The organism is uncultured Tateyamaria sp. (assembly GCF_947496075.1).
Classification (GTDB): domain Bacteria; phylum Pseudomonadota; class Alphaproteobacteria; order Rhodobacterales; family Rhodobacteraceae; genus Tateyamaria.
Genome location: NZ_CANMBJ010000002.1, coordinates 536,708 through 560,683, shown reverse-complemented (window position 1 = coordinate 560,683; position 23,976 = coordinate 536,708). Strand labels below are relative to the sequence as shown.

The following is a 23,976-nucleotide window of genomic DNA, read 5'->3' as shown; positions in this document are numbered from 1 at the left end:
ATGCCCTACGAATACGAAACCGATGGCGCGGCCATCTACCTGCAATCCTTCGCCACGATCCGGGCCGAGGCCGACCTCGCCCACTTCGACAAGGACGAGGAACAGGTCGCTGTCCGCATGATCCACGCCGCAGGCATGGTTGGCCTCGAACAGCACTGCCGCTTTTCGCCCGGTTTCGTCCCTGCCGCCCGCGCGGCATTGGAAAACGGCGCACCGATCCTTTGTGACGCGCGCATGGTCAGCGAAGGGATCACACGCCCGCGCCTGCCCGCTCACAACGAGGTGATCTGCACACTGCACAATGACGGCGTCCGCGAACTGGCCGCAGAAATGAGCAACACCCGTTCCGCCGCCGCCCTCGAGCTTTGGCGCCCCCATCTGGCAGGCGCAGTTGTCGCCATTGGCAACGCCCCCACTGCGCTGTTTCATCTGCTGAACATGCTCGAAGCCCCCAACTGCCCGCGCCCCGCCGCCATCATTGGCTGCCCCGTGGGCTTTGTCGGCGCGGTGGAATCCAAAGATGCCCTCTGGGCCGATCAACCCGTTCCCTGTTGCATCGTGCAGGGACGGCTGGGCGGCAGTGCCATCACCGTCGCCGCCGTCAATGCCATCGCGAGCCGGAAAGAATAATGGCCGCCGCCCCCGGAACCGTTCACGGCGTGGGCCTTGGCCCCGGCGCGCAGGACCTGCTCAGCGTCCGCGCGGACCGGCTGGTGCGAAACGCCCAACACGTGGCATTCTTCCGCAAGGCAGGCCGTCCGGGTCAGGCACGCACCATTGTCAACGGCATGCTCGCCAACCATGCCGTCGAGTTCCCCATGGAGTACCCGGTCACCACCGAAATCCCGCTGAACGACCCACGCTACAACGAAATCCTCAGCGCATTCTACGCAGACTGTACCGCCCACCTGCGCCAACTCGCCGAACAAGGCGAGGATGTGGTCGTGCTGTGCGAGGGCGACCCGTTCTTCTACGGCTCCTTCATGCACCTCTACACGCGGCTCGAACCACATGTGCCAGTGCAGGTCGTGCCCGCCATCACCGGCATGTCTGGCGCTTGGACAGCCACCGGTGCGCCGATCACATGGGGCGACGACATCCTCACGGTGCTGATGGGTACGCTGGACGAAGACACTCTTGTATCTGGCATGGAACAGGCTGATGCCCTGGTGGTGATGAAGATCGGGCGCAATATCGACAAGGTCTGTACCGCTCTGCGCCGTGCTGGCAAATACGAAGATGCCTACCTCGTCGAGTACGCCGCCATGCCCGAGCAAAACGTTCAAAAACTGTGCGAGGCCGAGGGGAAAGTGACCCCTTATTTCTCGATCATCGTTGTGCATGGACAGGGCCGCCGGCCATGACAGGCTGGGTGCGCATCGCGGGCCTTGGGCCGGGGGATGACGCCCTGATCACGCCCGAAGTCACGGATGTGCTGGCCAAGGCTACAGATGTGGTGGGCTACATCCCGTATGTTGCGCGTGTCGCGGAACGGCCCGGCCTCACCCTACATGCCACTGACAACCGCGTCGAAATCGACCGCTCTCGCCACGCGCTTGAAATGGCGAGCGAAGGCAAGAACGTCGTTGTCGTCTCTTCAGGTGATCCCGGCGTTTTCGCCATGGCCGCCGCCGTTTTTGAGGCGGTCGAGGACGGGCCCGAACACTGGCGCAATCTCGACATCTCGGTGCTCCCTGGCATCACCGCCATGCTCGCGGCCTCCGCCCGCTGCGGCGCGCCGCTGGGCCACGACTTCTGCGCGATCAACCTGTCCGACAACCTCAAACCATGGAGCTTGATCGAAAAGCGCCTGCGCCTCGCTGCCGAAGGTGACTTTGCCATGGCCTTCTACAATCCCCGGTCCAAATCCCGACCGGAAGGGTTCGTACGCACGCTCGACGTTTTAAAAGAGGCATGTGGCGATGACCGTCCGGTGATCTTCGCCCGCAACGTAACGCGCCCCGATGAAGAGATCAAAATCGTGCCTCTGTCCCTAACCACGCCCGATATGGCGGACATGCGGACCATGGTCATTGTGGGCTCTTCCCGCACCCGGATCATCCCGCGCGATGGGGCACCTATCGTCTACACGCCCAGGTCGACGCCCGAATGACGCAGCCAATCCATCACCTGCGCCACGGAATGCGCCTCTTGTCGGTCCGGCACAGCCGGTCGGTCGATCATGATGACCGGCAGGCCCAAGGCGCGCGCGGCAGCGATCTTGGCGTAAGCGCCTGTCCCGCCTGCGTTCTTGGACACAACCAGATCAATGCGATGCTCCTGCATCAGTGCTCGGTCGTCAGCTTCGGTGAACGGTCCACGCGACACCAGCACGCGGTGATCGGGAAAGGGCGGCAGGTCTTTGGGCGGATCGACCAGACGCAGAAGATAGAAATGCTGCGGATTCGGCGCGAACTCCGCCAGATGCATCCGACCGACGGCCAGCATGACGCGGACGGCGGGTTGGTCCAGGGCGGCCACAGCACCCGGAATGTCAGGCACACGGGTCCAGGCATCTCCGGCCTGCGCACTCCACGGCTTGCGGGTCAGTGCGATCAGCGGAACGTCAGCCTTAGCGCAAGCCTCCACCGCATTCCGACTCATCTGCGCGGCAAAGGGGTGGGTCGCATCAATCACATGGGTGATCTGTTCATCGCGCATGTGCGCAACCAATCCGTCGACCCCGCCAAATCCGCCGATACGCTGGGGCAAAGGTTGGCGCTTGGGCCTCTCGACACGGCCCGCAAAGCTGACCATACCGGCCAGCCCCGCTTTTGCGGCAGCGTTGGCAAAGGCGGTGGCTTCGGTCGTACCGGCAAGGATCAGGAGGTTGGCGCGCATGTCTGACCCTTGGTTGACGATCATAGGAATAGGCGAGGATGGGGTTGCCGGTCTGAGTTCCGCAAGTCAAGCCGCACTGACTGAGGCGGAGGTTATCATGGGACCTCAACGACACCTCGATCTTGTGGTTAACAACCCCTTAAGCACAAGTGTCCCCGCGGGGACAGATCTCATCCCATGGCCCGTTCCTTTCGCGGATGGCATAGCCATCCTTGCATCCCTGCTTGGAAAACAAGTGGTCGTGCTGGCCTCGGGTGATCCATTCTGGTTCGGCGCAGGCTCCGTCATCGCACGCAGCTTCGGCCCTGACGAATGGATCGCCCTGCCCGGCCCCTCCTGCTTTTCCCTCGCTGCTGCACGGCTCGGCTGGCCGTTGGAGAACACCGCGTGTCTCGGCCTGCATGCCGCGCCGATGGCCCGGATGCGACCACATCTCGCCCGGCGCGCACGCCTGATCGTGACGCTGCGCGATGGGGATGCCGTGCCAGCGCTTGGCAACTACCTGGACACGCAAGGCTTTGGCGACAGTATTCTGCATGTGATGGAGCATTTGGGCGGGCCACAGGACCGCCTTACGCAACACCGCGCCGACACGATCACCGGCACATTCGAACACCCGCTCTGCGCTGCTGTCGAAGTGGCGGGCGATGGCCCTGCTCTTACAGCCGCATCCGGCCAACCCGACGATACGTTCCAAAGCGACGGGCAAATCACCAAGCGCCCGGTGCGCGCCATTACCCTGTCCACACTGGCCCCGAAACCCGGCGAACATCTGTGGGACATCGGCGGCGGCTCGGGGTCCATCGCGCTGGAGTGGCTGCTCGCGCACCCAACAACCACCGCGACCACTGTAGAACCCCGCGCCGATCGCGCCGCGCGGATTGCACAGAACGCACTGGACCTTGGTCTCGATCACCGGCTGACGGTGATTGAGGGCGCCGCACCCGACGCGCTCCCGGGTCTGAAGGAAGCACACGCAATCTTCATTGGTGGGGGTCTGTCCAAACCCGTGCTCGATGCCGCCGTTGCCACCCCGGCCCGCATAGTCGTCAACGCTGTGACACTCGAGGGCGAGGCCCTGCTGAGCGCGGCGCAGGCTATCCACGGCGGCGACCTGATGCGCATCGCGCTCGGCCACGCCGCACCTTTGGGCCCGAAACGGGGTTGGGCGTCCGCCTACCCCGTTGTGCAATGGAGCCTCGACCGATGATTGTTGCAGGGTTCGGGTTCAGCACACAGGCGACCACAGACAGCTTTGCCGACGCGTTGGCACAACACGCGGATGCCCCCGATGCGCTGGCGACTCTGGCAGAAAAGGCGGACAGCCTGACCGCATTTGCGAAATCTATGAACCTGACCGTCATCGCAGTCACCCAACACCAGGCCGCAGGCCAGACAACGCGCACCCAGTCGGTTCGCAGCAGCGCCGAGAAAGGTACGCCCAGCGTGGCCGAGGCCACCGCCCTTGCCGCCGCAGGCCCCGGCGCGCGGTTGATCAGCACCCGCTCCATATCCCAAGATCGCATGGCCACCTGTGCCATAGCCGAAGGACCAGACACATGACCGTACATTTTATTGGCGCAGGCCCTGGTGCCCCCGACCTTCTGACCCTGCGGGGACGCGACCTGATCGCGTCCTGCCCGGTGTGCCTCTATGCCGGGTCGCTGGTGCCGGAGGCGATCCTCGGTCACTGTCCCGAGGGCGCAAAGATCGTGAACACGGCCTCCATGGACCTTGATGCCATCATGGCCGAAATCGAAGCCGCACATGCGGCAGGGCAGGACATCGCGCGGCTGCATTCGGGTGACCTGTCGGTCTGGTCTGCCATGGGGGAACAGCTGCGGCGGATCAAGGCGGCGGGCATCCCGTTCACGGTGACGCCAGGCGTGCCCTCTTTCTCTGCGGCGGCGGCAGCATTGGGCGCGGAACTGACACTGCCTGGCGTCGCCCAATCCGTTGTGCTGACCCGAACACCGGGGCGGGCGACATCCATGCCAGACGGAGAGACGCTGACAAACTTCGCCGCCACCGGTGCAACACTGGCCATCCACCTAAGCATTGGCAATCTGGATCAGGTCATCACCGACCTGACGCCAGCGTATGGCGCAGACTGTCCTGTCGCGGTGGTTTACCGCGCAAGCTGGCCGGACGAGCAGATCATCCATGCCACGCTGTCCACCTTGAAAGACGCCATGAACGACGGCATCAGCCGCACTGCCCTGATCCTTGTAGGCCATGCCATCGGGGCTGAGTGGTTTGACGAAAGCTGTTTGTATTCAACGGACTACGACCGCCGCTACCGCCCACAAAGCGCGGACAGTCCATGGGCCAGCTGGAGTCACGGCGATGACTAAGGGGCTCATGATATCAGCCCCGGCCTCAGGCACGGGCAAGACGACTGTGATGCTGGGCCTGCTGCGGGCCCTGCGGGATGATGGCATGGTCGTGCAGCCCTACAAGAGCGGGCCAGACTACATCGACCCGGCATTCCATCTTGCAGCCGCCGGGCGTGCCTCGTTCAACTTCGATACATGGGCGATGGACGGCAACCTGCTGGGCGGCGTCGCGGCGCAATCGCAGGGGGCCGATATCTGCGTGGCCGAAGGATCCATGGGCCTGTTCGACGGTGTAGCCACACGCGGTCAGTCGGGCTTTGGGTCCAGCGCGGAAACCGCACTTGCCATGGGCTGGCCCGTCATTCTGGTCATCGACGTGGGCGGACAGGCACAATCGGCGGCGGCCACAGCGCTGGGGTTCAAAAGCTACAACCCAGACCTGCCTTTTGCCGGTGTGATCCTGAACCGGGTCGCCAGTCCCCGGCACGAACGGCTGACCCGGTTGGGAATGGAACGCGCAGGGGTGAAGGTGCTGGGCTGTCTGCCCCGGCGCGGCGATCTGAAGCTGCCCGAGCGCCACCTTGGACTTATTCAAGCGGTTGAGCATCCCGATCTTGAAGCAGCGATCGCGGGATACGCCGACTTCCTGCGCGAAAACGTGGACCTTGATGCGATCAAGGCCGTGGCGCAAGCCGGTCCAGCCCTTGATACGCATCCGCTGCCAACACCACCCGCGCAACGGATCGCATTGGCCCGCGATGCCGCGTTTTCCTTTACCTACCCGCATCTGCTGGAAGGGTGGCGCGCAGCGGGGGCCGAAGTGCTGCCCTTCTCTCCGCTAGCCGATGAAGCGCCTGCGCCAGACGCCGATCTGGTCTGGCTGCCCGGCGGCTACCCCGAATTGCATGGTGGCACACTGGCGACGGCACACACGTTCCTTTCAGGATTGCGCAAGCACGCCAAGACCAAGCCGGTTCACGGTGAGTGTGGTGGTTATATGGTTCTGGGGGCCGGTCTGACCGACAAGGACGGCACGCGGCACGAGATGGCAGGTCTGTTTGGCCTTGAAACCAGCTTTGCAAAGCGGAAGTTCCACTTGGGCTACCGCCGCGCGGTGCTGGACGCGCCCATGCCTGGCTTTGCCGCCGGTGCAGCGCTGCGCGGGCACGAGTTTCACTACACCACGATCCTTGACGAACCCGATGAGCCATTGGCGCAGGTGTCTGATGCGGACGGCAACCCGGTGCCTGAGACCGGGTCGCGGCGTGGCCATGTCACCGGCACGTTCTTTCACCTGATCACCGGGGAAACGGCATGACCGGGTTTGTCAGCTTTGTGGGATCCGGTCCCGGCGACCCCGAGCTTTTGACGCTCAAGGCCGTGGATCGGCTGAAGCGCGCGGATGCTGTGCTGTTCGATGACCTGAGTGCGGGTCCCATCCTCGGCCATGCGCGCAGCGGTGCAGACCTTGTGGGTGTGGGCAAACGGGCCGGACGCCCATCGCCCAAGCAGCACCATGTCAGCCAGTTGCTCGTTGACTACGCAACCGAGGGTCAGCGCATCGTCCGGCTGAAATCCGGCGATGGCGGCACGTTCGGGCGGTTGGAAGAAGAAACAGAGGCTCTGAAGGCCGCAGGCATCCCATTCGAGATCATTCCCGGTGTGCCGTCAGCCTGTGCGGCTGCGGCGGCAGCAGGCATTCCGCTGACCCGGCGGCTGACAGCGCGTAGAGTTCAATTTGTCACCGGCCACGATGTGCGCGGCGCCTTGCCCGAGGACCTGAACATGGCGGCCCTTGCCGACGCGCAGGCCACAACGGTTGTGTTCATGGGTCAGCGCACCTTTCCCAATTTTGCGGAAATGTTGATGCAGGCTGGGCTGCCCGCTGATACACCCGCGCTTCTGGCCGAGGGTGTGTCCACCGACGCGCAGAAGCTGCACCGCACAACGGTTTCGGAACTGGCCGAGGAACTGGGCCGGGGTGTTAGTGATGCCCCTGCCCTGATCCTGTACGGCGCGCTTGCGGAAAGCTGAGCGCGCCCTTTCCGCGTCGTCAAATGCCGCTTCCGGACTTGTCCCGCTGGGGAATCATTGTAAACGTGGATTGACGATGGTGGCCCCGAAAGGGGTCTGAAAAGGGAACCGGGTGAAAGTCCCGGACTGCCCCCGCAACTGTGACCGGCGAGCGGCCCGGCATGAACCACTGGCCCCAAGATGGGGTTGGGAAGGTCCGGCCCCGCAGCGACCCGGCAGTCAGGAGACCTGCCATCGACAAATGAAACTTGCCGGGTCACCGGCCATAATGCCGCCGGGGTTGGTGGCGAGGAGACAGAGAGATGCATATCGAACCGGGCGTCGTGGATGGCGCGAAAATGGCACTGGCCTACGGCACTGCCGCAGCTGCCGCGGGCTATTCCTTCAAACTGGCCGCCGAGGACCTGAAACAGCACAGCGTGCCGTCCTTCATTTTGCGCGCCGTAATGGCGACCGTGGGCACGTTCGTGTTCTTCGAAGTGCTGCCGCATTTCGCTGTTGGCGTCTCTGAGGTGCACTTCATCCTTGGCACAACCCTGTTCCTGCTGCTCGGCCCTGCCGCCGCTGCCTTCGGCCTTGTGTTCGGCCTGCTGATGCAGGGCACGTTCTTTGCCCCGTCCGACATGCCCATGTTCTTTGTCAACATGACCACCCTGCTGTTCCCGCTGTTCGCTGTACACGCGCTGGCCAAGCGCATTGTACCGAACGCCACGGCCTATGTGGATCTCGACTATGCCCAAGTGCTGAAGATGTCCGCCGTGTACCAAGGCGGTGTTGTGGCCTGGGTCGCGTTCTGGGCGATCTACGGCCAAGGCGTCGGTGCCGAGAACATCCAATCTGTACTGGCCTTCGGTGGTGCCTATCTGCTGGTCATCCTGATCGAGCCCATCGCCGATCTGGCCGTTCTGGCGGGCGCCAAGGCGCTGCGCGGCACGCAAGGCAGTGGCATCTTCACCAACCGACTGCATGACGCGGCTTGATCCCGCAACATAGGAATAAGGAAGGGGCCGCCACCGCGCGGCCCTTTTTACACCATGACCCAGCTTTTCTTGATTGGCATCGGCACCGGCAATCCCGATCACCTGACGGGAGAGGCCCGGCGCGTGATGGCTGAGGCCGATCTGTTTTTAATTCCGCACAAGGGGGACGGCAAATCCGATCTGGCCGATCTGCGGACACAGATCATTGCCGATCTGCGCGATGACGCGCCTATCGCTCTCTTTGACATGCCTGTTCGGGATGACAGCCTACCCTACATCGCCCGCGTCGACGCTTGGCATGATGAGATTGCAGCGCTTTGGACCGCCACTATGGCGCAATATCCCGCCGCCCGGAAGGTCGCGCTGCTGGTCTGGGGTGACCCTTCGCTTTATGACAGCACCCTGCGCATCGCTGCCCGATTGGACCCAATGCCGGAGGTCCGTGTGGTGGCCGGGATCACATCGATACAGGCCCTGACAGCGGCTCATGCCATTCCGCTTAATACCCTGAACGCGCCTGTCACGATCTCGACCGGGCGGCGTCTGCGCGACCATGGCTGGCCTGACGGGTGCGAAACGCTGGTGGTGATGCTGGATGGCGATTGCACCTTCCAGACCCTCGACGGCGACGCCTATGATATCTGGTGGGGGGCCTACCTGGGCATGCCGGAACAGATCCTTGATCATGGGCGATTGGCCGATGCCTCGGATCGCATTGTGGAGCGCCGCGCCACGGCCCGCGCGGCCCACGGCTGGATCATGGATACCTATCTGCTGCGAAAACTGCCCGAAAAATAGGCGATCCGCACAGGAATAGAACGCAGGTCGGGGTCAGAGGCTGGCCGAACACGTTTCGCAATGGTCATATCGAAGGGTATGAACGACCACGAAACCGAATGACTGCCCACCTGCCCCTGACTGCTGCCACAACCTGCGCGCAACCACGCGCCATCGGGTCAGTGCGCCTATCGACCAAGCCGGTGGGAGGGCAAACGGTCATTGACGGACTGTACCAGAAAGGCGCGGCCAAGGTGGTCTTTCCGCGCGCCACCCGCGGTTTGACGGCGGTGCTGTTGAACACCTCCGGTGGTGTGACGGGCGGGGACAGGTTTGACTACGCAGCCACTGCCGGGGCGGGCACGCATCTTACGATGACCACGCAGGCCTGCGAACGCGCCTACCGCGCGCAACCGGGCGAGGTCGGGCGGGTCGAGACCCGCCTTACCGCCGAAGACGACGCAACGCTTTGGTGGTTGCCGCAGGAAACGCTTGTGTTCGACGGCTGCGCGATTACCCGGCGGCTGTCCTGCGACCTTGCCCCAACCGCCCGCGCGCTGATCGTGGAACCGATGTGCCTGGGCCGTATCGCCATGGGCGAAGACGCAGTGCAAGGCCATTTCGCGGACCGCATCTCGATCACCCGCGATGGCACGCCTCTGGTGCTGGATGCGTGGACCCTATCCGGGGATATGACCGCGCAGATGTCCCGGTCCGCCATCGGCGGTAACGCTACGGCGATGGTCAGCCTGACCTACATCGCGCCGGATGCCGAGGCGCACCTGGCCACTATTCGAGCCCATTTGCCCGACACCGGTGGGGCCAGCCTGCTGACCGACGACACGCTTGTTCTGCGCGCCCTCGCCCTCTCGGGTTATCACCTGCGCAAGGCGCTTCTGCCCATTCTGGACCACCTCACCGGTGGTCACCTGCCCATCTGCTGGAGACTGTAATCCAATGCAACTCACCCCCCGTGAAAAGGACAAGCTGCTGATTTCCATGGCTGCCGAAGTGGCGCGCAAGCGGCTGGCGCGCGGCGTCAAGCTGAACCACCCGGAGGCCATCGCGTTGATCACCGATGCGGTAGTGGAAGGTGCACGCGACGGGCGCAGTGTGGCCGACATGATGGAAGCCGGTGCACAGGTCATCACCCGCGACCAGTGCATGGACGGCGTGCCAGAGATGATCCACGACGTGCAGGTCGAAGCCACCTTTCCCGATGGCACCAAGCTGGTCACCGTCCATAATCCCATCCGCTGACAATCCCCAAAGGAAAATCCATGAAGACTCCGCTTGCCCCCCTCGCCGCCCTGCTGCCCATGGCCACACCGGCCTTGGCGCACTCAGGCGCTCACGCGCACCCGCATGGATCGGAGCCCTGGATCGTTGCCATGGGCCTCGCGCTGATCGTCGGGGCGGCATTGGCGGCATGGAGGCGCAAATGATCCCCGGCGAAATCATCACGGCAGACGGGAATATCGAACTGAACACCGGTGCACAGGCCATCACGCTGCATGTGGCCAACACCGGCGACCGTCCCGTGCAGGTCGGCAGCCACTACCATTTTGGCGAGGCCAACAGCGCGCTGGAGTTTGACCGCGAGGCCGCACGCGGTATGCGCCTGGATATCGCGGCGGGCACCGCAGTGCGGTTCGAGCCGGGACAGGCCCGTGACGTACAGTTGATCCCGATCGGCGGTGCGCGCAAGGTATACGGGTTTAACCAGCAGGTGATGGGCGACCTTTGAGCAGGGCAAACCCTTAGGGAGGAAAAGACGATGTGTGATGTATGTGTGATGAAAGCGGTGAAAGAGCGGATGCTCTCGCGCCGGGACTTTTTCAAGACCAGCGCCGCAGTGGGCGCGGCAGCGACAGTGGGCATGACCGCCGCACCAGCGGCCATGGCTGCGGGCCATGGCGGTGTGGTCGATATGTCCCACAAGCTAAGCCCGGACTTTCCCACCTTCTTCGGCGTGCCCGGCATTTCGATGGAGCAGCAATTCAACTTTGCAGAACACGGCTTCAACCTGATGAACCTGGCCATCAACGAACACACGGCGACCCATATAGACGCGCCGCTGCACTTTTCCGCAGATGGCACATCGGTGGACGAGATACCGGTGAGCGATCTGGTCATCCCACTCTGTGTCGTGGATATCGCGGCCAAAGCGGCAGAGGATGCCGATGCCCAGGTGACACCCGATGATCTGAAGGCATGGATAGCGGCCAATGGCGACATCCCGGACAAGGCATGCATCGCCATGCATTCAGGCTGGGCGGCCAAATCCGGTGATGCCACGGCCTATGTCGGAAACGACGCCGATGACGTCAAACATTTCCCCGGCTTCCATATCGAGGCCACGCAAATGCTGCTTGAGGAGACCACGGCTGTGGCCATGGCTGTGGACACCCTTTCGCTTGACCATGGGCCGTCTCCTGATTTTGCCACCCATTATGCGTGGTTGCCGTCAGGCCGTTACGGGATCGAGAACCTGGCCGGTCTGGACAACGTGCCCGCTGCCGGAGCGACGCTTGTGGTGGGTGCGCCCAATCACGTGGGTGGCACAGGTGGTCCCGCCCGCATCTTTGCGATGGTCTGATGGCAACCCTGCCACTCATATCGGACGAGGAGGCCAGCGCCGAGGTGCTGGCCGTTTTCGACGACATTCGTGCAACCCGTGGCACGGATTACATCAATAACTTCTGGCGGGCGTTGGCCAATGATCCGGCGCTGCTGGCGTCCACTTGGGCGCGGTTGAAAGAGGTGATGGGTCCGGGCGAGCTGGATCCGCTGGTCAAGGAGATGCTGTATATCGCCGTGTCCGTGGCGAACGGGTGTGAATATTGCATCCACTCCCACACGGCTGCGGCCAATGGAAAGGGGATGACGCTGGCGCAGCACGGCGAGTTGCTGAGCGTGATCGGCATGGCGATGCAGACCAACGGGCTGGTGACAGCGATGCAGGTGCCGGTGGATGAGGTTTTCCAAGTATGATCTGTCACACACCGAACAGAGGATCACGCCCGGCCCGAGGGTGGGCGTATCACGCCCGCCCTGGGGGGCGGGTCGGGCGTGATCCGGTCCGCTGCGCGGCCCGGGCGTCTGCATTGCTTGCCATTCCTTTGATCGCTGCATGCACTCCAAGCACAACTGTTCAAGGCCCGTCAGGCATGGCCTTGCTCGAAGTGCGGCGCGGCACTTGCTTTGTTGGATGCAATGTACGCGCGCAACTGCCCGACGGCACAAAGTGCGGCGGTTATACAATTGCAATGGAGTATGGGCGCTCATTGTTGGCCGATATCTATTGTCCGGGCAAGCCAACAGCCACACTGCTTGTTGAAGACGTCAAACGAGACGGCGTCTCTATCGGAACGCTAACACCTGACACATCCCTTTTTGCGAGCGAGCCAGTCGACATAGACGCGATCATCGCAAAACATGTCCCAAGCTCGGAGACCTGACATGCCCACATCCATCTCCCGCCGCGACTACGCCGCCATGTTCGGCCCCACCACGGGCGACAAGGTGCGGCTTGCCGACACGGACCTGATCATTGAGGTTGAGCGTGACCTGACCGCCGAGGCAGCGGGCCAAGCCTCCACCGGCGGCAGCGGTGACAACGCCATGCTCTATGGCGAAGAGGTCAAGTTCGGCGGTGGCAAGGTCATCCGTGACGGGATGGGGCAGTCTCAAGTCACACGGGCGGACGGCGCTGTCGATACCGTCATCACCAACGCGCTGATCGTGGACTGGACGGGTATCTACAAAGCGGATGTGGGCTTGAAAGACGGGCGCATCGCTGCCGTGGGCAAGGCGGGCAATCCCGACACGCAGCCGGGCGTCAACATCATTATCGGGCCGGGAACCGAAGCCATCGCGGGCGAGGGCAAGATCCTGACGGCCGGGGGCTTTGACAGCCACATCCACTTCATTTGCCCGCAGCAGATCGAGGATGCGCTGCATTCCGGCCTCACCACCATGCTAGGCGGCGGCACCGGCCCAGCGCACGGTACACTCGCGACGACAGTGACCCCCGGGCCTTGGCACTTGGGCCGTATGTTGCAGGCCGCTGATGCCTTCCCCATGAACCTCGCATTTGCGGGCAAAGGCAACGCCTCCCTCCCCGCCGCCTTGGAAGAACAGGTCAAGGCAGGCGCCTGTGCGATGAAACTACACGAGGATTGGGGCACCACCCCTGGCGCCATCGACTGCTGCCTGTCAGTCGCAGACGACATGGACGTACAGGTGATGATCCATACCGATACATTGAACGAAAGCGGCTTTGTCGAAAACACCGTCGCCGCCATGAAAGGCCGCACCATCCACGCCTTCCACACCGAGGGCGCAGGTGGCGGGCACGCGCCGGACATTATCAAAATCTGCGGGGAGGAACACGTCCTCCCCTCCTCCACCAACCCAACGCGCCCATTCACCGTGAACACGCTCGAAGAGCATCTAGACATGCTCATGGTCTGCCATCACCTCGACAAATCCATCCCAGAGGATGTAGCCTTTGCCGAAAGCCGCATCCGGCGCGAGACCATCGCCGCCGAAGACATTCTGCACGACATGGGCGCGTTCTCGATCATCGCATCCGACAGTCAAGCCATGGGCCGCGTGGGCGAGGTGCTGATCCGCACCTGGCAAACGGCTGACAAGATGAAGAAACAGCGCGGGCCGCTGCCCGAAGAAACCGGCGACAACGACAATATGCGCGTGCGCCGCTACATCGCCAAATACACGATCAACCCGGCGATTGCGCACGGGATCAGCCACGAGATCGGGTCGATCGAAGTCGGCAAACGCGCGGACCTGTGCCTGTGGAACACCGCGTTCTTCGGGGTGAAGCCCGAGATGGTGCTGCTGGGCGGCACCATCGCATGCGCCCAGATGGGGGATCCGAACGCATCCATCCCGACGCCGCAGCCGGTCTATACCCGTCCCATGTTCGGGGCCTATGGCCGGTCGGTCGAACGCTCCGCCGTTACGTTCGTGTCCGCCGCCGCGCAAGCCGAAGGGATTGGCGCTTCGCTGGGTTTGGCGAAGGACACGGTTGCGGTCCAGAACACCCGGAACATCGGTAAGAAGGACCTCAAGCTGAACGATGCGACACCGCATGTCGAGGTACATCCTGAGACTTACGAGGTGCGGGCGGATGGCGAATTGCTAACCTGTCAACCGGCAGAAGTTTTGCCGATGGCGCAGCGGTATTTCTTGTTTTGAGGCGAACCAGCCCTTATCCGTCACGCCCGCCCATGGGGGCAGCCCCCGACCGCCCCCATGGGCGGGAGCTACTCTGCTACCCGCGGCCGGGGGCTACCCTCGCCACGCTGAAGAAATCTGAAATCATGCGCCTCACGAAATGCGGCTATGCGTGCGCGCATCTGACCGCGCAGCAAAACATCGCCTACATGCCAGAAGGAGAAACAAAACAGGTGCCCCATGACCCTCTTTCAGCGACTCGCCGCATTCCTAAGTTCCATCAGCCTGCCGCACGGCGCGCTGGCGCAAACACAGGCGGTCTACGCCCTGACGGATGCGGAACTGAAAGCCCGTGGAATAAAGCGACGCGATGCGGCGCATCAGATCATGATCAACGGGGATTGGTCGTAAGCACGGGGGCCACCCCATGCTGACAGCCCAACACTACCACAGTCACACTCACGGTCAGGTGAGCGACCACGTGTCGCTCACCTACGAAGACCGCTTTCTGCGGCGCAAAGTCCTGACACTTGCCTCCGGTGCTCAGCTCTTGGTTGACCTGCCCCAGACCACATCGCTCGACCATGGCGGTGCGCTCATCGCCACGGACAAATCCGAGATCATGATCGAGGCCGCCCCTGAGCCTCTTCTGGAAGTCACCGGCGAAAGCCTGCACCGTATCGCGTGGCACATCGGCAATCGCCACACCCCTTGCCAGATCGAAGCGGATCGCCTGCTGATCCGGCGCGATCACGTCATGGCCGACATGTTGGCCAAGATCGGGGCAACCACACGCGAAGTGGTGGAACCGTTCACCCCCGAGGGCGGTGCCTATGGCCACGGGCGCACCCACGGGCACGATCATTCACACAGCCATACATGAGCCACGCGCTGACACTCATGCAATGGCTGTCGCCCGCCTTCCCGGTGGGCGCATTTGCTTATTCGCATGGGTTGGAACAGGTCATCGCGGATGAGACGGTCACGGACGCCGAAACACTGCAAGACTGGCTGGAGGCGCTGCTCACCCATGGCTCTGGCCGTGCGGATGCGATCCTGCTGTCCGCAGCTTATGACGCGGACACACCGGCACATGTCGATGCAACGGCCCGCGCTTTTGCCGCCAGTGCAGAACGGCTCAAGGAAACCGACCTGCAGGGCGCGGCTTTCTGTGACACCGCCCGCACCGTCTGGGGGATCAAGATCACGGGCCTCACTTATCCCGTTGCCGTCGGCACTGCCGCCCACGCCATGGACATCCCGCTGGCCGATGCCCTGCCGCTTTATCTGCACGCCTTCGCATCGAACCTCGTTTCGGTCACCCAACGCGCCCTGCCCCTCGGCCAAACTGACGGCCAGCGGGTGCTGGCAGCCCTTGCCCCCACCATCGCTGCCACCGCAAGAGACGCGCAAGTGACGCCGCTTGACGCGATCTCCTCCACCAGCTTCGCCGCCGACATCGCGGCCATGCGCCACGAAACCCTCCAGCCTCGGATCTTTCGCACATGACACAACTCAACGGCCCCCTTCGCATTGGCATCGGCGGTCCCGTGGGCGCGGGCAAGACAACGCTGACCGCCGCCCTTGCCGCCGCCCTCAAGGACCAGCATTCCATTGGTGTGATCACCAATGACATCTACACACAGGAAGATGCCGAGGAACTGATGCGTCGCCAAATCCTGCCACAAGACCGGATCATCGGCGTTGAGACCGGAGGCTGTCCGCACACGGCCATCCGCGAGGATGCATCGATCAACCTTGCCGCCGTGGCGGAGATGCGGGACCGGCACTCGGACGTCGAAGCGATCCTGATCGAAAGCGGTGGCGACAACCTCTCGGCCACCTTCTCGCCAGAGCTGGCCGACATCACGCTCTATGTCATCGACACTGCAGCGGGCGAGGAAATCCCACGCAAAGGCGGGCCTGCGATCACCAAATCCGACCTGTTGATCATCAACAAGACGGATCTTGCACCCCATGTGGGGGCCTCGCTTGAGGTTATGGAACGGGACGCAAAGCGGATGCGGGGCACGCGGCCTTTCGTCTTTGCCGCCCTACGCCATGGCAAGGGGGTGGAGGATATCATCACGCATATTCGCGCCCTGTCAGGCTTGGGGCTGACGCCAGCGTAACGTGCACTGTTTCGGCGCGGGACATGCTGACAATGCCCAACCGCTCACCTGAGTGAGCCGTAGAAGGCACTGACGCTTCGAGGCGATCAGTGCCTTCGGGTGTCAGGACAGCTTCGACAGTTTGTCCTGCAACTCGGCCAGTTGTTTCTTGATGGCGTCAAGGTCTTCGCCACCATCCTTGTCCTCGGCTTCAGGTGCAGGTCCGGACGCGCCCCAGCCAGTGCCCAACCCACCTGTCATGGCCTTCATGAATGCCTCCTGCTGCGCCTGCATCAAATCGAAGCCAGGCATCTTGGCCATGGGGTTCATGGCATTCATGTTTTCCATGACCTTGCTTTGCCCATCGCGCAGCATTTCAAACGAGGCTTGCAGGAACTGCGGCACCACGGACGCCCCACCGCCCATGTAGCTGCGCACCAGGTCGTTCAACACATCCACCGGCAGAACGCTCTCGCCCCGGCTCTCGTGTTCGGCGATGATCTGCAGCAAGTATTGGCGGGTCAGGTCATCCCCGGTCTTGAGGTCCACAATCTGCACCTCGCGTCCGTCGCGGATGAATCCCGAGATATCCTCGAGCGTCACGTAGTCGCTTGTTTCAGTGTTGTAGAGCCGCCGACTGGCATAGCGCTTGATCAACAGTGGTGCTGGTTTGTCTGTCACGTGCCTGTTCTCCCCGGTGCCGCGTGCTGCAACGCAGCTTAGGCGCGGCATCGGAAAAAAGAAAGGGTGTGTGCACCTGCGGCAATTCAGGCAGTGAAAAGCCCCTAAACATACGGATCCGTACTTTCAGTCAGATACACAGCAAGGGCCTTCTCAACCGGGGTCGCCTGAAACTCCGGCAACGCAGCATGCAGCTTGGACCCATCGATCGCATGCGGCCTGCGCCACAGGTATCTCATTTCGAACACTTCCCGCATCAACGGAGACCAGAGGCCCATCACCCAAACCCCGATCCACGGCAATCGAGACACGCGCATCGGTTTGCACATAATTCTTTCAACATGCGCGATCAGCGCATCGCCCGTCAGCGCGTATCCTTCAAAGGAGAATTCCTCGAACGGGCTGAACTGATCCCGTTTCTCCGCAAGGCCCACCATGGCCCGCGCCATGTCCGGCAAAAACGCCCAGGCATGTACGCAGTCCCGCGGGCCGGGATAGGTCAGCTTGCCCTGCGACGCCTTGGGCGCAATGTAGCTTTCGAACCAATTCCCCGACTGCTGGGTATCGATGAAATCGCCGCCGCGCAGCACGATGGTCCGGACCCCACTGTCACGATAGGTCTGCTCCATACGAATGCGAATCCCGCCCTTTCGCGTATTTGCGATCCACGGCGTGTCCTCCCGCAGCACAGGCGGCAAGAGACGTCCGTAGTTATAAATGTTGCCCGGGATCATCACGGTCGCCCCAACAGCACGGGCCGCCGCAATCACCGCATCGGTCAGCTTAGGAATGGTCCGCATCCATTGATCATAGGGCGGGTTCACCGCGTTCACGATCACATCCTGCCCCACGCAGGCCTCCTGCAGTGCCTGTGCGTCCGTCGCGTCCACCTCAACACAATCCGCGCCGCTGAGACCGCGACCGGCCCGTGTTACTGTCCACCCCGCCTCTGCAAAGGCCTGCGCAGCCGCGCGCCCGAACCGACCCTTTGCACCCAAAATAATGACTGATGCCATGTGTTCGTCCTCTCGATTTCTGAACTGGACCCTATCTAGAGGAACGAAATTCGAATATGATCCACGTCAATTCAAAACAAACCATCCATAAATGAATAGATGACCCAACCAGACTGGTCCCAGATCCAATCCTTCGCCGCGGTCGCTGAACATGGCTCACTCTCCGCCGCAGCAAGGGCACAGAACAGCAGCCAACCCACGCTCAGCCGCCACATCGCCCAGCTCGAAGCGACCTTGGGCACCCGCCTTTTCGATCGCTCAAGCGGCGGTATGGTCCTGACGGATGAGGGCACCGACCTGCTGGCACATGCCACAACGATGGCCGATGCCGCCGCCCGCTTTGGGACGGATCGCGATGGACATGGAAAAGAGATTGCAGGCACCGTCCGACTGACGGCCAGCCATGTTGTCGCCAACTTCATCCTTCCCCCGATCCTGTGCGAATTGCACGCCACCTATCCTGGGATCGAGATCGAGGTGATTGCGTCCGATACAACCGAGAACCTGCTGCGACGCGAGGCGGATATCGCATTGCGCATGTACCGCCCCACCCAGCCCGACGTGATCGCCAAACACATCGCGGACCTGCCGCTTGGCGCATATGCCGCCCCCAGCTACATCGAAAGACACGGCGCGCCAGACACGCTCGACGACCTGATGCACCACAGCATGATCGGCTATGACCGCAGCTCCCTGATCATCGATGGCTTTGCCCAGCGTGGGTTCAAGGTAGGCCGCGACTTCTTTGCCTTCCGCAGCGATGACCAGGTCCTGTGCTGGCACATGGTGGTGGCCGGATACGGCATTGGGTTTGGTCAACGCCGCGTGGGCGACGCGGATCCACGCGTGGTTCGAGTATCAAAGGATATGGATGTGGGCAGCATGCCGCTCTGGCTCACAGCCCACCCGGACCTGCGGCGCATCCCGCGTGTGCGGCGGGTCTATGATTGGCTGGCGCGCGTATTGCCCACCTGATCCAGATGGGCGCACACCACGTTCAGGACGGGGTGAAAGAGCGGATGGAACACGTCCAGCGCATCGCCCATCCGCACCCAGATCACGTCAAAGACATGGCGGCGTTCCTCGTCACTGCCCGTGGGCGCGTGCCTCCACGTAGGGGGCAACCCGGGCGGCGCATCGGCAACAAAGACATGCCAGATCGAGGTAGGGTCGGGACAGATCCATTGACCCAGCGCAAGCAAGGGCTCCGACAGCACCACCCCCACCTCTTCGAACACCTCACGCCGCGCCGTCTCCTCCGGAGACTCGCCAAGCTCACGCGTGCCCTTGGGCAATTGTACCCCCGCCTGCGGATGGCGAAATGCAAGCACGGTAAATTCGCGCACAATCGCAACAACCGATTTTTCAACTGTGCAGGGGACGGTCATCGCAGCAGCATGGCACGGGCCAGGGCAAAGAAAAAGGCGGGCCACTTGGGGCCCGCCATAGTCACCGCGCCTTTCAGGGAGGAAAGTTGGCGCGATATATCGTGTGCGACTTACTTCGCAGCAGCAGCTTTCTTGGCAGCGGCGGTCATGTCACCGGTCGCTTTTTTCACTACGGCTTGCGCGTCTTCGCTGATGTCTTTGCCTGCGGCCATCATCAGTTCAACCGTGTCCATTTGGACTTTCTTGGCAACCTCAGCGAAAGCGGCCATGTGCTCGGCTGTCACTTCAGCGTAGGACGACGCGAAGTCGGTCATCGCTTTGGCGTAGTCGGCAGGCTCTGCTTTGGCTTTGGACATGTCGCCCAGTTTCGCCAGAGTTTCTTTGGTCCACTTCGAGGATATTTCGGTGGATTTTTCGGCCGCGTCGATGGCGACGTGGCTCAGTTTTTCGTTCAGCGTGGTCGCTGTTTTGAATGCGTCTTCCATTGCCGCTGTGTCGACGGGGAATGCACCCATCATGTCTTTGAACATCGCGGTCATGTCTTGTGCTTGCTTGGCCATTGTCTTCAATCCTTGTGAGCGCTGCGGGCCCATCCCCACGTTTCTGCGTCTGCACAAGATATACATGCTGCAGTGCAGCAAATCAACCCTTTTGCTGCACTGCAGCAAAAATAGCTTTCCGTTGCGGAAAGGACGTGGGAAATCAGGGTCTTGCTTTGACAGTCACATAGGATCCGGGGGCATCTTCCAGCACGGGATGGGCAGAATCACCCGGCTTACGTGCATTCACCATCGCCCCACCCCGCTTTTTCAGCCAGGCGCCCCAACGCGGCCACCACGACCCTTCGTGGAAATCCGCAGCCTTCAACCACGCCTCGTGATCCAGGCTCATATCTTCATTGGTGTAGTGCCCGTACTTGTTCTTGCTGGGCGGGTTCACGATCCCCGCGATGTGACCCGATTGGGTCATTATGAACGTCTTGTCCTTGGACCCCATCTGCTGCACGCCGCGATAGCTGTCTTTCCAGGGTGCGATGTGATCCGTCTCGCACGCGATGGCGCAAAGCGGCACATCAACATCGCCCAGTTCAAGGTGATGCCCCATCAGGTCGAACCCGCCCTCAGCCAGCTCATTGCGCTGACATAGACCGCGCAAATACTGCATGGCCATCTTGGCTGGCAGGTTGGCCCCGTCCCCGTTCCAATAGAGCAGATCAAATGCAGGTGGCGTTTGGCCCATCATGTAGCTCTTGATCGCGGGCGTATAGACGAGGTCGGTGGACCGCAGGAAAGTGAATGTTCGCGCCATGATGACCGAGGGCAAAATACCCTTGTCCTTTGTCTCCGCTTCGATCCCGTCAATAAAGTCATCGGTCAGGAACGGCGTGAACTCTCCCTGATCACCGAAATCAGTCAGCGCAGTAAAGAACGTGGCGGACTTGATCGACTTGTCCTTGCGCTGTTTCAGCAGGCTGAGGGTCAGGGACAGTGTGGTGCCAGCGATGCAATAGCCAATGGCATTGACCTGCTTCTGGCCGGTGATGCCCTTGGCCTCGCGGATCGCGGCCAGATATCCGTCCTCGATGTAGTCTTCCATCCCGACCCCGGCATAGGTCGCGTCGGGGTTCACCCAGGACACGACAAACAGCGTGTGCCCCTGTTCGACAATCCACTTCACCAGCGAATTCTGCTGTTTGAGGTCCAGGATGTAGAACTTGTTGATCCATGGCGGGAACAGCACCACCGGTGTCTTGTGCACCTTCTCGGTGGTGGGCGTGTACTGGATCAGCTCCATCATCCGGTTGCGGTAGATGACCTTGCCGGGCGTGGTGGCGATGTTGCCGCCCAGCTCGAACGCCTTGTCGTCAGCCAATTTCACGATCAGTTCGCCGTTATTGGCCTCCAGATCGGAAATCAGGTTCTCAAGCCCGTCGATCAGGCTTTGACCCTCGGTGGCCACTGCCTTTTCCAGCGCATCCGGGTTGGTCGCCAGAAAATTCGTGGGCGCCATCATGTCAACGATCTGACGCGAGAAATAGGCGAGGCGCTGCTTCTCCTTCGGATCGAGGTCCGACACGCCCTCGACCGCTTGGGTAACGGCGTCTGCGTTGATCAGGTATTGCTGCTTGACGTAGTTGAAGTAGGGATGCGTGTCCCACAGCGGATTGGCAAAGCGGCGATCCTTGGGGCCGGGATCGACCGGGGCTTGCAACTTGCCCGATGCCAGCGCTTGCTGCGCCTCGACAAAATGGGTCACGGATTTCGACCAGAACTGCAACTGGTGCTCCAGCACCTTGGCTGGATCGCGGAAGGCTTCGTGCCAGTACGCGGTGGCCGCCTTTGTGAACAGCTCCTGATTCGGCCCGTCGAGTGCAGCATTATGCGTGCTGCGGTGCGTCAAAACCTGGGTGAGTCGTTGCGTCAACTCCTCAACCTTACGGAGATTACTATTCAATTTATCGAGGTTTTCCCCCGAGACAGCACCACCGGTTGTGTCGTTGGTTGTCATGTTAAGGTCTTCCCCGTAGTGTTCGCACGTGCAGCAATGTTTGCACGCGGCAGTCGCCGCTTATCTATGGTCGCATGTTTCAGGGGGCAAAGCGACAAACCGTCCGACGCGGGATCGTGCGTACCCGCCCCAAAGTGAAGGAAAGCGCCATGCGCTACATGATCAGCTACGACTTCATGGAAACCATGCGGAACACGAACCAGTGGCTGGGCGCCACGGCCCGTGCAATTGGTGCCTACCCCGCCTTTGCCGCCCTGCCCAACCCGGCGCTGCAAATGATGTCTGCCTGGGGTGAGGTGACGGAACGTACTTTTGAACGAATGGTCGCCAAACCCGACTGGGGCATTCGCACCTTCACATGCGAAGATGGCCGCGATCACCTTGTGAGTATCGACAAGGTGGTTGAAAAGCCCTTTGGCGATCTGATCCACTTCAACGTGTCCGGTCGCGAGACCCAGCCGCGGAAGATCCTGCTCGTGGCCCCCATGTCAGGCCACTACGCCACGCTGCTGCGCTCGACCGTCAAATCGCTGCTGGTCAATTGCGAGGTGTATATCACCGACTGGCACAACGCCCGCGACATCCCGGTCAGCGCCGGCAAGTTCGATGTCGAGGATTATACGCTCTACCTTGTCGACTTCATGCGCGAACTTGGCCCCGACACGCACGTGATCGCCGTCTGCCAGCCCGCACCGCTGACGCTCGCCGCCACCGCTTACCTGGCCGAGGAAGACCCAAAGGCGCAACCGCGTTCCCTGACCCTAATCGGCGGTCCCATCGACCCCGACGCCACGCCGACGGAGGTGACCGACTTTGGCCGCCGCGTCACCATGGGCCAGCTTGAGGAAACGATGATCCAGCGCGTGGGCTTCAAATACCCGGGCGTCGGACGAATGGTCTATCCGGGCCTTCTACAGCTGGCCTCGTTCATGTCGATGAACGCCGAAAAACACTCCAAAGCCTTTACAGACCAAATCGGGCGCGCCGCGCGGGGCGAAACAAGCGACCACGACAAGCACAATCGCTTCTACGACGAATACCTTGCCGTGATGGACATGACGGCCGAGTTCTACCTGTCCACCGTCAACCGCATCTTCAAACGCTGCGAGATTGCCAAGAACATCTTTTCCGTAAACGGCAAGCAGATCGACATCGGCAAGATCACAACTGTCGCGGTCAAAACCGTCGAAGGCGCGAACGACGACATCTCGGCCCCCGGCCAATGCGTTGCCGCGCTCGACCTTTGCACGGGCCTGCCGGACGAGAAGAAGGCGAGCCATGTGGAACCCGGCGCAGGCCACTACGGCATCTTCGCGGGTAAAAGCTGGCGCAACAACATCCGCCCCCTTGTGCTTGAGTTCATCGACGCGAACTCCCCCAAGACACCTCCGAAGAAGGCGGCCAACAAAAACAAAGCAGCGTAAGCCATGGCAGGCGCGGATATTCCCTTCGCCTGTGACTGTGGGACATTGCGGGGCACTCTTCTGGGCGTGTCCCCCACAAACGGCACCCGCGTCGAATGCTATTGCCACGATTGCCGTGCGACCGAACTTTATGCCGGTCAGCCCGACCCGGCACCGGGCGGTGTACAACTGTATCAAACCGTGCCGGACCGTGTGCGGTTCGACGCGGGCAAAGACCAGCTCGCCGTCTTCTCCCTCTCTGACAAGGGGCTCCTGCAGTGGCAAGCCCGCTGCTGCGGCGCCATCCTGTTCAAAACGATGCGCACCCCCAAGATGCCCTTTGCCTCGTTCCGCACAGATCGGCTTGAGGATGACAGCGCACTTGGGCCAGTCGTGGCCCGGGCATTTGTCCGCAAACCAAACGGCAAACGCGGGAATGAAGGTGGTCTGAAATTCATGTTCGGTTTCGCCAAACGTGCGCTATCGCGGCGGATCACGGGCCTATGGAAACAGACACCGTTTTTTAATGCAGACGGAACGCCCGTCCGGAACATCCACGTGGTGTCGGATAAGGAACGTGCCGGACTTTATCCCAACCGGGGTTAACTCTTTCTAGAAACCCCTCATGCGTGGCCATGATTGGTGCACCGCAGACATGAATTTGAGGTTCTGCTTGTCGCCTCCGCGGCGGCTCCCCTT

Annotated in this window: 30 protein-coding genes and 1 riboswitch; of the genes, 24 read left to right on the top strand and 6 right to left on the bottom strand. The window is 61.9% G+C overall.

The window, feature by feature from the left end:
- The 3 genes from Q1A51_RS06670 to cobJ are packed head-to-tail and all read left to right on the top strand — an operon-like array spanning window position 1 to window position 2,113.
- The gene (locus Q1A51_RS06670) at window positions 1-630 is read left to right on the top strand and encodes a precorrin-8X methylmutase (protein ID WP_299598433.1); all 630 of its coding nucleotides are present in this window, start codon (window positions 1-3) and stop codon (window positions 628-630) included.
- A complete protein-coding gene (gene cobI / locus Q1A51_RS06665) occupies window positions 630-1,364 on the top strand; it encodes a precorrin-2 C(20)-methyltransferase (protein ID WP_299598435.1) in 735 nt (244 codons plus the stop codon). Before Q1A51_RS06670 ends, cobI begins: the two co-directional genes overlap by 1 nt.
- Complete coding sequence (gene cobJ / locus Q1A51_RS06660) at window positions 1,361-2,113, top strand: precorrin-3B C(17)-methyltransferase (protein ID WP_299598437.1); 753 nt, start codon at window positions 1,361-1,363, stop codon at window positions 2,111-2,113. Before cobI ends, cobJ begins: the two co-directional genes overlap by 4 nt.
- Here cobJ and Q1A51_RS06655 read toward each other — a convergent pair.
- Window positions 2,086-2,841 (bottom strand): cobalt-precorrin-6A reductase, encoded by a 756-nt coding sequence (locus Q1A51_RS06655; protein WP_299598440.1) that lies wholly within the window; start codon window positions 2,839-2,841, stop codon window positions 2,086-2,088. The two genes, cobJ and Q1A51_RS06655, sit on opposite strands and share 28 nt — an antisense overlap.
- Between Q1A51_RS06655 and cbiE the strand changes: the two genes are divergently transcribed.
- From cbiE to ureG, 18 genes are all read left to right on the top strand, one after another.
- Window positions 2,840-4,051: a precorrin-6y C5,15-methyltransferase (decarboxylating) subunit CbiE gene (gene cbiE / locus Q1A51_RS06650; protein ID WP_299598443.1), complete on the top strand. Its 1,212-nt coding sequence runs from the start codon at window positions 2,840-2,842 to the stop codon at window positions 4,049-4,051. The two genes, Q1A51_RS06655 and cbiE, sit on opposite strands and share 2 nt — an antisense overlap.
- Window positions 4,048-4,404 carry a cobalamin biosynthesis protein gene (locus tag Q1A51_RS06645; protein ID WP_299598446.1) on the top strand — a complete coding sequence of 119 codons (357 nt, stop codon included), beginning with the start codon at window positions 4,048-4,050 and terminating at the stop codon, window positions 4,402-4,404. The genes cbiE and Q1A51_RS06645 overlap by 4 nt, the downstream gene beginning before the upstream one ends.
- Window positions 4,401-5,195, top strand: a complete 795-nt coding sequence (gene cobM / locus Q1A51_RS06640; protein ID WP_299598449.1) for a precorrin-4 C(11)-methyltransferase — start codon at window positions 4,401-4,403, stop codon at window positions 5,193-5,195. The genes Q1A51_RS06645 and cobM overlap by 4 nt, the downstream gene beginning before the upstream one ends.
- Window positions 5,188-6,495 (top strand): cobyrinate a,c-diamide synthase, encoded by a 1,308-nt coding sequence (locus Q1A51_RS06635; protein WP_299598452.1) that lies wholly within the window; start codon window positions 5,188-5,190, stop codon window positions 6,493-6,495. The genes cobM and Q1A51_RS06635 overlap by 8 nt, the downstream gene beginning before the upstream one ends.
- On the top strand, window positions 6,492-7,211 hold the full coding sequence (cobA, locus tag Q1A51_RS06630) for a uroporphyrinogen-III C-methyltransferase (RefSeq protein WP_299598455.1): 720 nt from the start codon (window positions 6,492-6,494) through the stop codon (window positions 7,209-7,211). Before Q1A51_RS06635 ends, cobA begins: the two co-directional genes overlap by 4 nt.
- A 60-nt stretch (window positions 7,212-7,271) precedes the next feature.
- A riboswitch (cobalamin riboswitch) is annotated at window positions 7,272-7,462 on the top strand.
- Between the two features lie 51 nt (window positions 7,463-7,513).
- Window positions 7,514-8,191 (top strand): energy-coupling factor ABC transporter permease, encoded by a 678-nt coding sequence (locus Q1A51_RS06625; RefSeq protein ID WP_299598458.1) that lies wholly within the window; start codon window positions 7,514-7,516, stop codon window positions 8,189-8,191.
- A 54-nt stretch (window positions 8,192-8,245) separates the two neighbouring features.
- Window positions 8,246-8,989 (top strand): precorrin-6A synthase (deacetylating), encoded by a 744-nt coding sequence (gene cobF, locus Q1A51_RS06620; protein WP_299550163.1) that lies wholly within the window; start codon window positions 8,246-8,248, stop codon window positions 8,987-8,989.
- A 98-nt stretch (window positions 8,990-9,087) separates the two neighbouring features.
- Window positions 9,088-9,921 carry an urease accessory protein UreD gene (locus tag Q1A51_RS06615; RefSeq protein WP_299598461.1) on the top strand — a complete coding sequence of 278 codons (834 nt, stop codon included), beginning with the start codon at window positions 9,088-9,090 and terminating at the stop codon, window positions 9,919-9,921.
- Between the two features lie 4 nt (window positions 9,922-9,925).
- Window positions 9,926-10,228 (top strand): urease subunit gamma, encoded by a 303-nt coding sequence (locus Q1A51_RS06610; protein WP_299598464.1) that lies wholly within the window; start codon window positions 9,926-9,928, stop codon window positions 10,226-10,228.
- Window positions 10,229-10,248: 20 nt separating this feature from the next.
- Complete coding sequence (locus Q1A51_RS06605; RefSeq protein ID WP_299598467.1) at window positions 10,249-10,413, top strand: LPXTG cell wall anchor domain-containing protein; 165 nt, start codon at window positions 10,249-10,251, stop codon at window positions 10,411-10,413.
- A complete protein-coding gene (locus tag Q1A51_RS06600) occupies window positions 10,410-10,715 on the top strand; it encodes an urease subunit beta (protein ID WP_299598470.1) in 306 nt (101 codons plus the stop codon). The genes Q1A51_RS06605 and Q1A51_RS06600 overlap by 4 nt, the downstream gene beginning before the upstream one ends.
- 30 nt (window positions 10,716-10,745) lie before the next feature.
- Entirely contained in the window at window positions 10,746-11,567 is an 822-nt protein-coding gene (locus tag Q1A51_RS06595; RefSeq protein WP_299598473.1) for a cyclase family protein, read from the top strand.
- A complete protein-coding gene (locus Q1A51_RS06590) occupies window positions 11,567-11,962 on the top strand; it encodes a carboxymuconolactone decarboxylase family protein (RefSeq protein ID WP_299598476.1) in 396 nt (131 codons plus the stop codon). Before Q1A51_RS06595 ends, Q1A51_RS06590 begins: the two co-directional genes overlap by 1 nt.
- Window positions 11,963-12,430: 468 nt before the next feature.
- On the top strand, window positions 12,431-14,191 hold the full coding sequence (ureC, locus tag Q1A51_RS06585; RefSeq protein ID WP_299598479.1) for an urease subunit alpha: 1,761 nt from the start codon (window positions 12,431-12,433) through the stop codon (window positions 14,189-14,191).
- 219 nt (window positions 14,192-14,410) lie between these two features.
- Window positions 14,411-14,581: a hypothetical protein gene (locus Q1A51_RS06580; RefSeq protein WP_299207394.1), complete on the top strand. Its 171-nt coding sequence runs from the start codon at window positions 14,411-14,413 to the stop codon at window positions 14,579-14,581.
- A 16-nt stretch (window positions 14,582-14,597) separates the two neighbouring features.
- Window positions 14,598-15,053: an urease accessory protein UreE gene (ureE, locus tag Q1A51_RS06575; RefSeq protein ID WP_299598482.1), complete on the top strand. Its 456-nt coding sequence runs from the start codon at window positions 14,598-14,600 to the stop codon at window positions 15,051-15,053.
- Window positions 15,050-15,679 (top strand): urease accessory protein UreF, encoded by a 630-nt coding sequence (locus Q1A51_RS06570; protein ID WP_299598485.1) that lies wholly within the window; start codon window positions 15,050-15,052, stop codon window positions 15,677-15,679. The genes ureE and Q1A51_RS06570 overlap by 4 nt, the downstream gene beginning before the upstream one ends.
- Window positions 15,676-16,302 (top strand): urease accessory protein UreG, encoded by a 627-nt coding sequence (ureG, locus tag Q1A51_RS06565; RefSeq protein ID WP_299598487.1) that lies wholly within the window; start codon window positions 15,676-15,678, stop codon window positions 16,300-16,302. Before Q1A51_RS06570 ends, ureG begins: the two co-directional genes overlap by 4 nt.
- A 102-nt stretch (window positions 16,303-16,404) precedes the next feature.
- On the opposite strand, the gene phaR is transcribed toward ureG, so the two are convergent.
- Window positions 16,405-16,962 (bottom strand): polyhydroxyalkanoate synthesis repressor PhaR, encoded by a 558-nt coding sequence (gene phaR, locus Q1A51_RS06560; RefSeq protein WP_299598490.1) that lies wholly within the window; start codon window positions 16,960-16,962, stop codon window positions 16,405-16,407.
- 104 nt (window positions 16,963-17,066) lie between these two features.
- On the bottom strand, window positions 17,067-17,978 hold the full coding sequence (locus Q1A51_RS06555; RefSeq protein WP_299598493.1) for an NAD(P)H-binding protein: 912 nt from the start codon (window positions 17,976-17,978) through the stop codon (window positions 17,067-17,069).
- A 99-nt stretch (window positions 17,979-18,077) separates the two neighbouring features.
- Between Q1A51_RS06555 and Q1A51_RS06550 the strand changes: the two genes are divergently transcribed.
- Window positions 18,078-18,953: a LysR family transcriptional regulator gene (locus tag Q1A51_RS06550; protein WP_299598496.1), complete on the top strand. Its 876-nt coding sequence runs from the start codon at window positions 18,078-18,080 to the stop codon at window positions 18,951-18,953.
- Here Q1A51_RS06550 and Q1A51_RS06545 read toward each other — a convergent pair.
- From Q1A51_RS06545 to phaC, 3 genes are all read right to left on the bottom strand, one after another.
- Window positions 18,920-19,366 (bottom strand): NUDIX domain-containing protein, encoded by a 447-nt coding sequence (locus Q1A51_RS06545; protein ID WP_299207374.1) that lies wholly within the window; start codon window positions 19,364-19,366, stop codon window positions 18,920-18,922. The genes Q1A51_RS06550 and Q1A51_RS06545 overlap by 34 nt on opposite strands.
- A gap of 110 nt (window positions 19,367-19,476) precedes the next feature.
- Entirely contained in the window at window positions 19,477-19,926 is a 450-nt protein-coding gene (locus Q1A51_RS06540; RefSeq protein ID WP_299598500.1) for a phasin family protein, read from the bottom strand.
- 142 nt (window positions 19,927-20,068) lie between these two features.
- Window positions 20,069-21,874 (bottom strand): class I poly(R)-hydroxyalkanoic acid synthase, encoded by a 1,806-nt coding sequence (phaC, locus tag Q1A51_RS06535; RefSeq protein WP_299598503.1) that lies wholly within the window; start codon window positions 21,872-21,874, stop codon window positions 20,069-20,071.
- Between the two features lie 149 nt (window positions 21,875-22,023).
- Between phaC and phaZ the strand changes: the two genes are divergently transcribed.
- Together phaZ and Q1A51_RS06525 are read left to right on the top strand one after the other, a co-directional pair.
- Complete coding sequence (gene phaZ / locus Q1A51_RS06530; RefSeq protein ID WP_299598506.1) at window positions 22,024-23,298, top strand: polyhydroxyalkanoate depolymerase; 1,275 nt, start codon at window positions 22,024-22,026, stop codon at window positions 23,296-23,298.
- 3 nt (window positions 23,299-23,301) lie between these two features.
- Entirely contained in the window at window positions 23,302-23,883 is a 582-nt protein-coding gene (locus tag Q1A51_RS06525; protein WP_299598509.1) for a DUF6151 family protein, read from the top strand.
- Window positions 23,884-23,976: the final 93 nt, after the last annotated feature.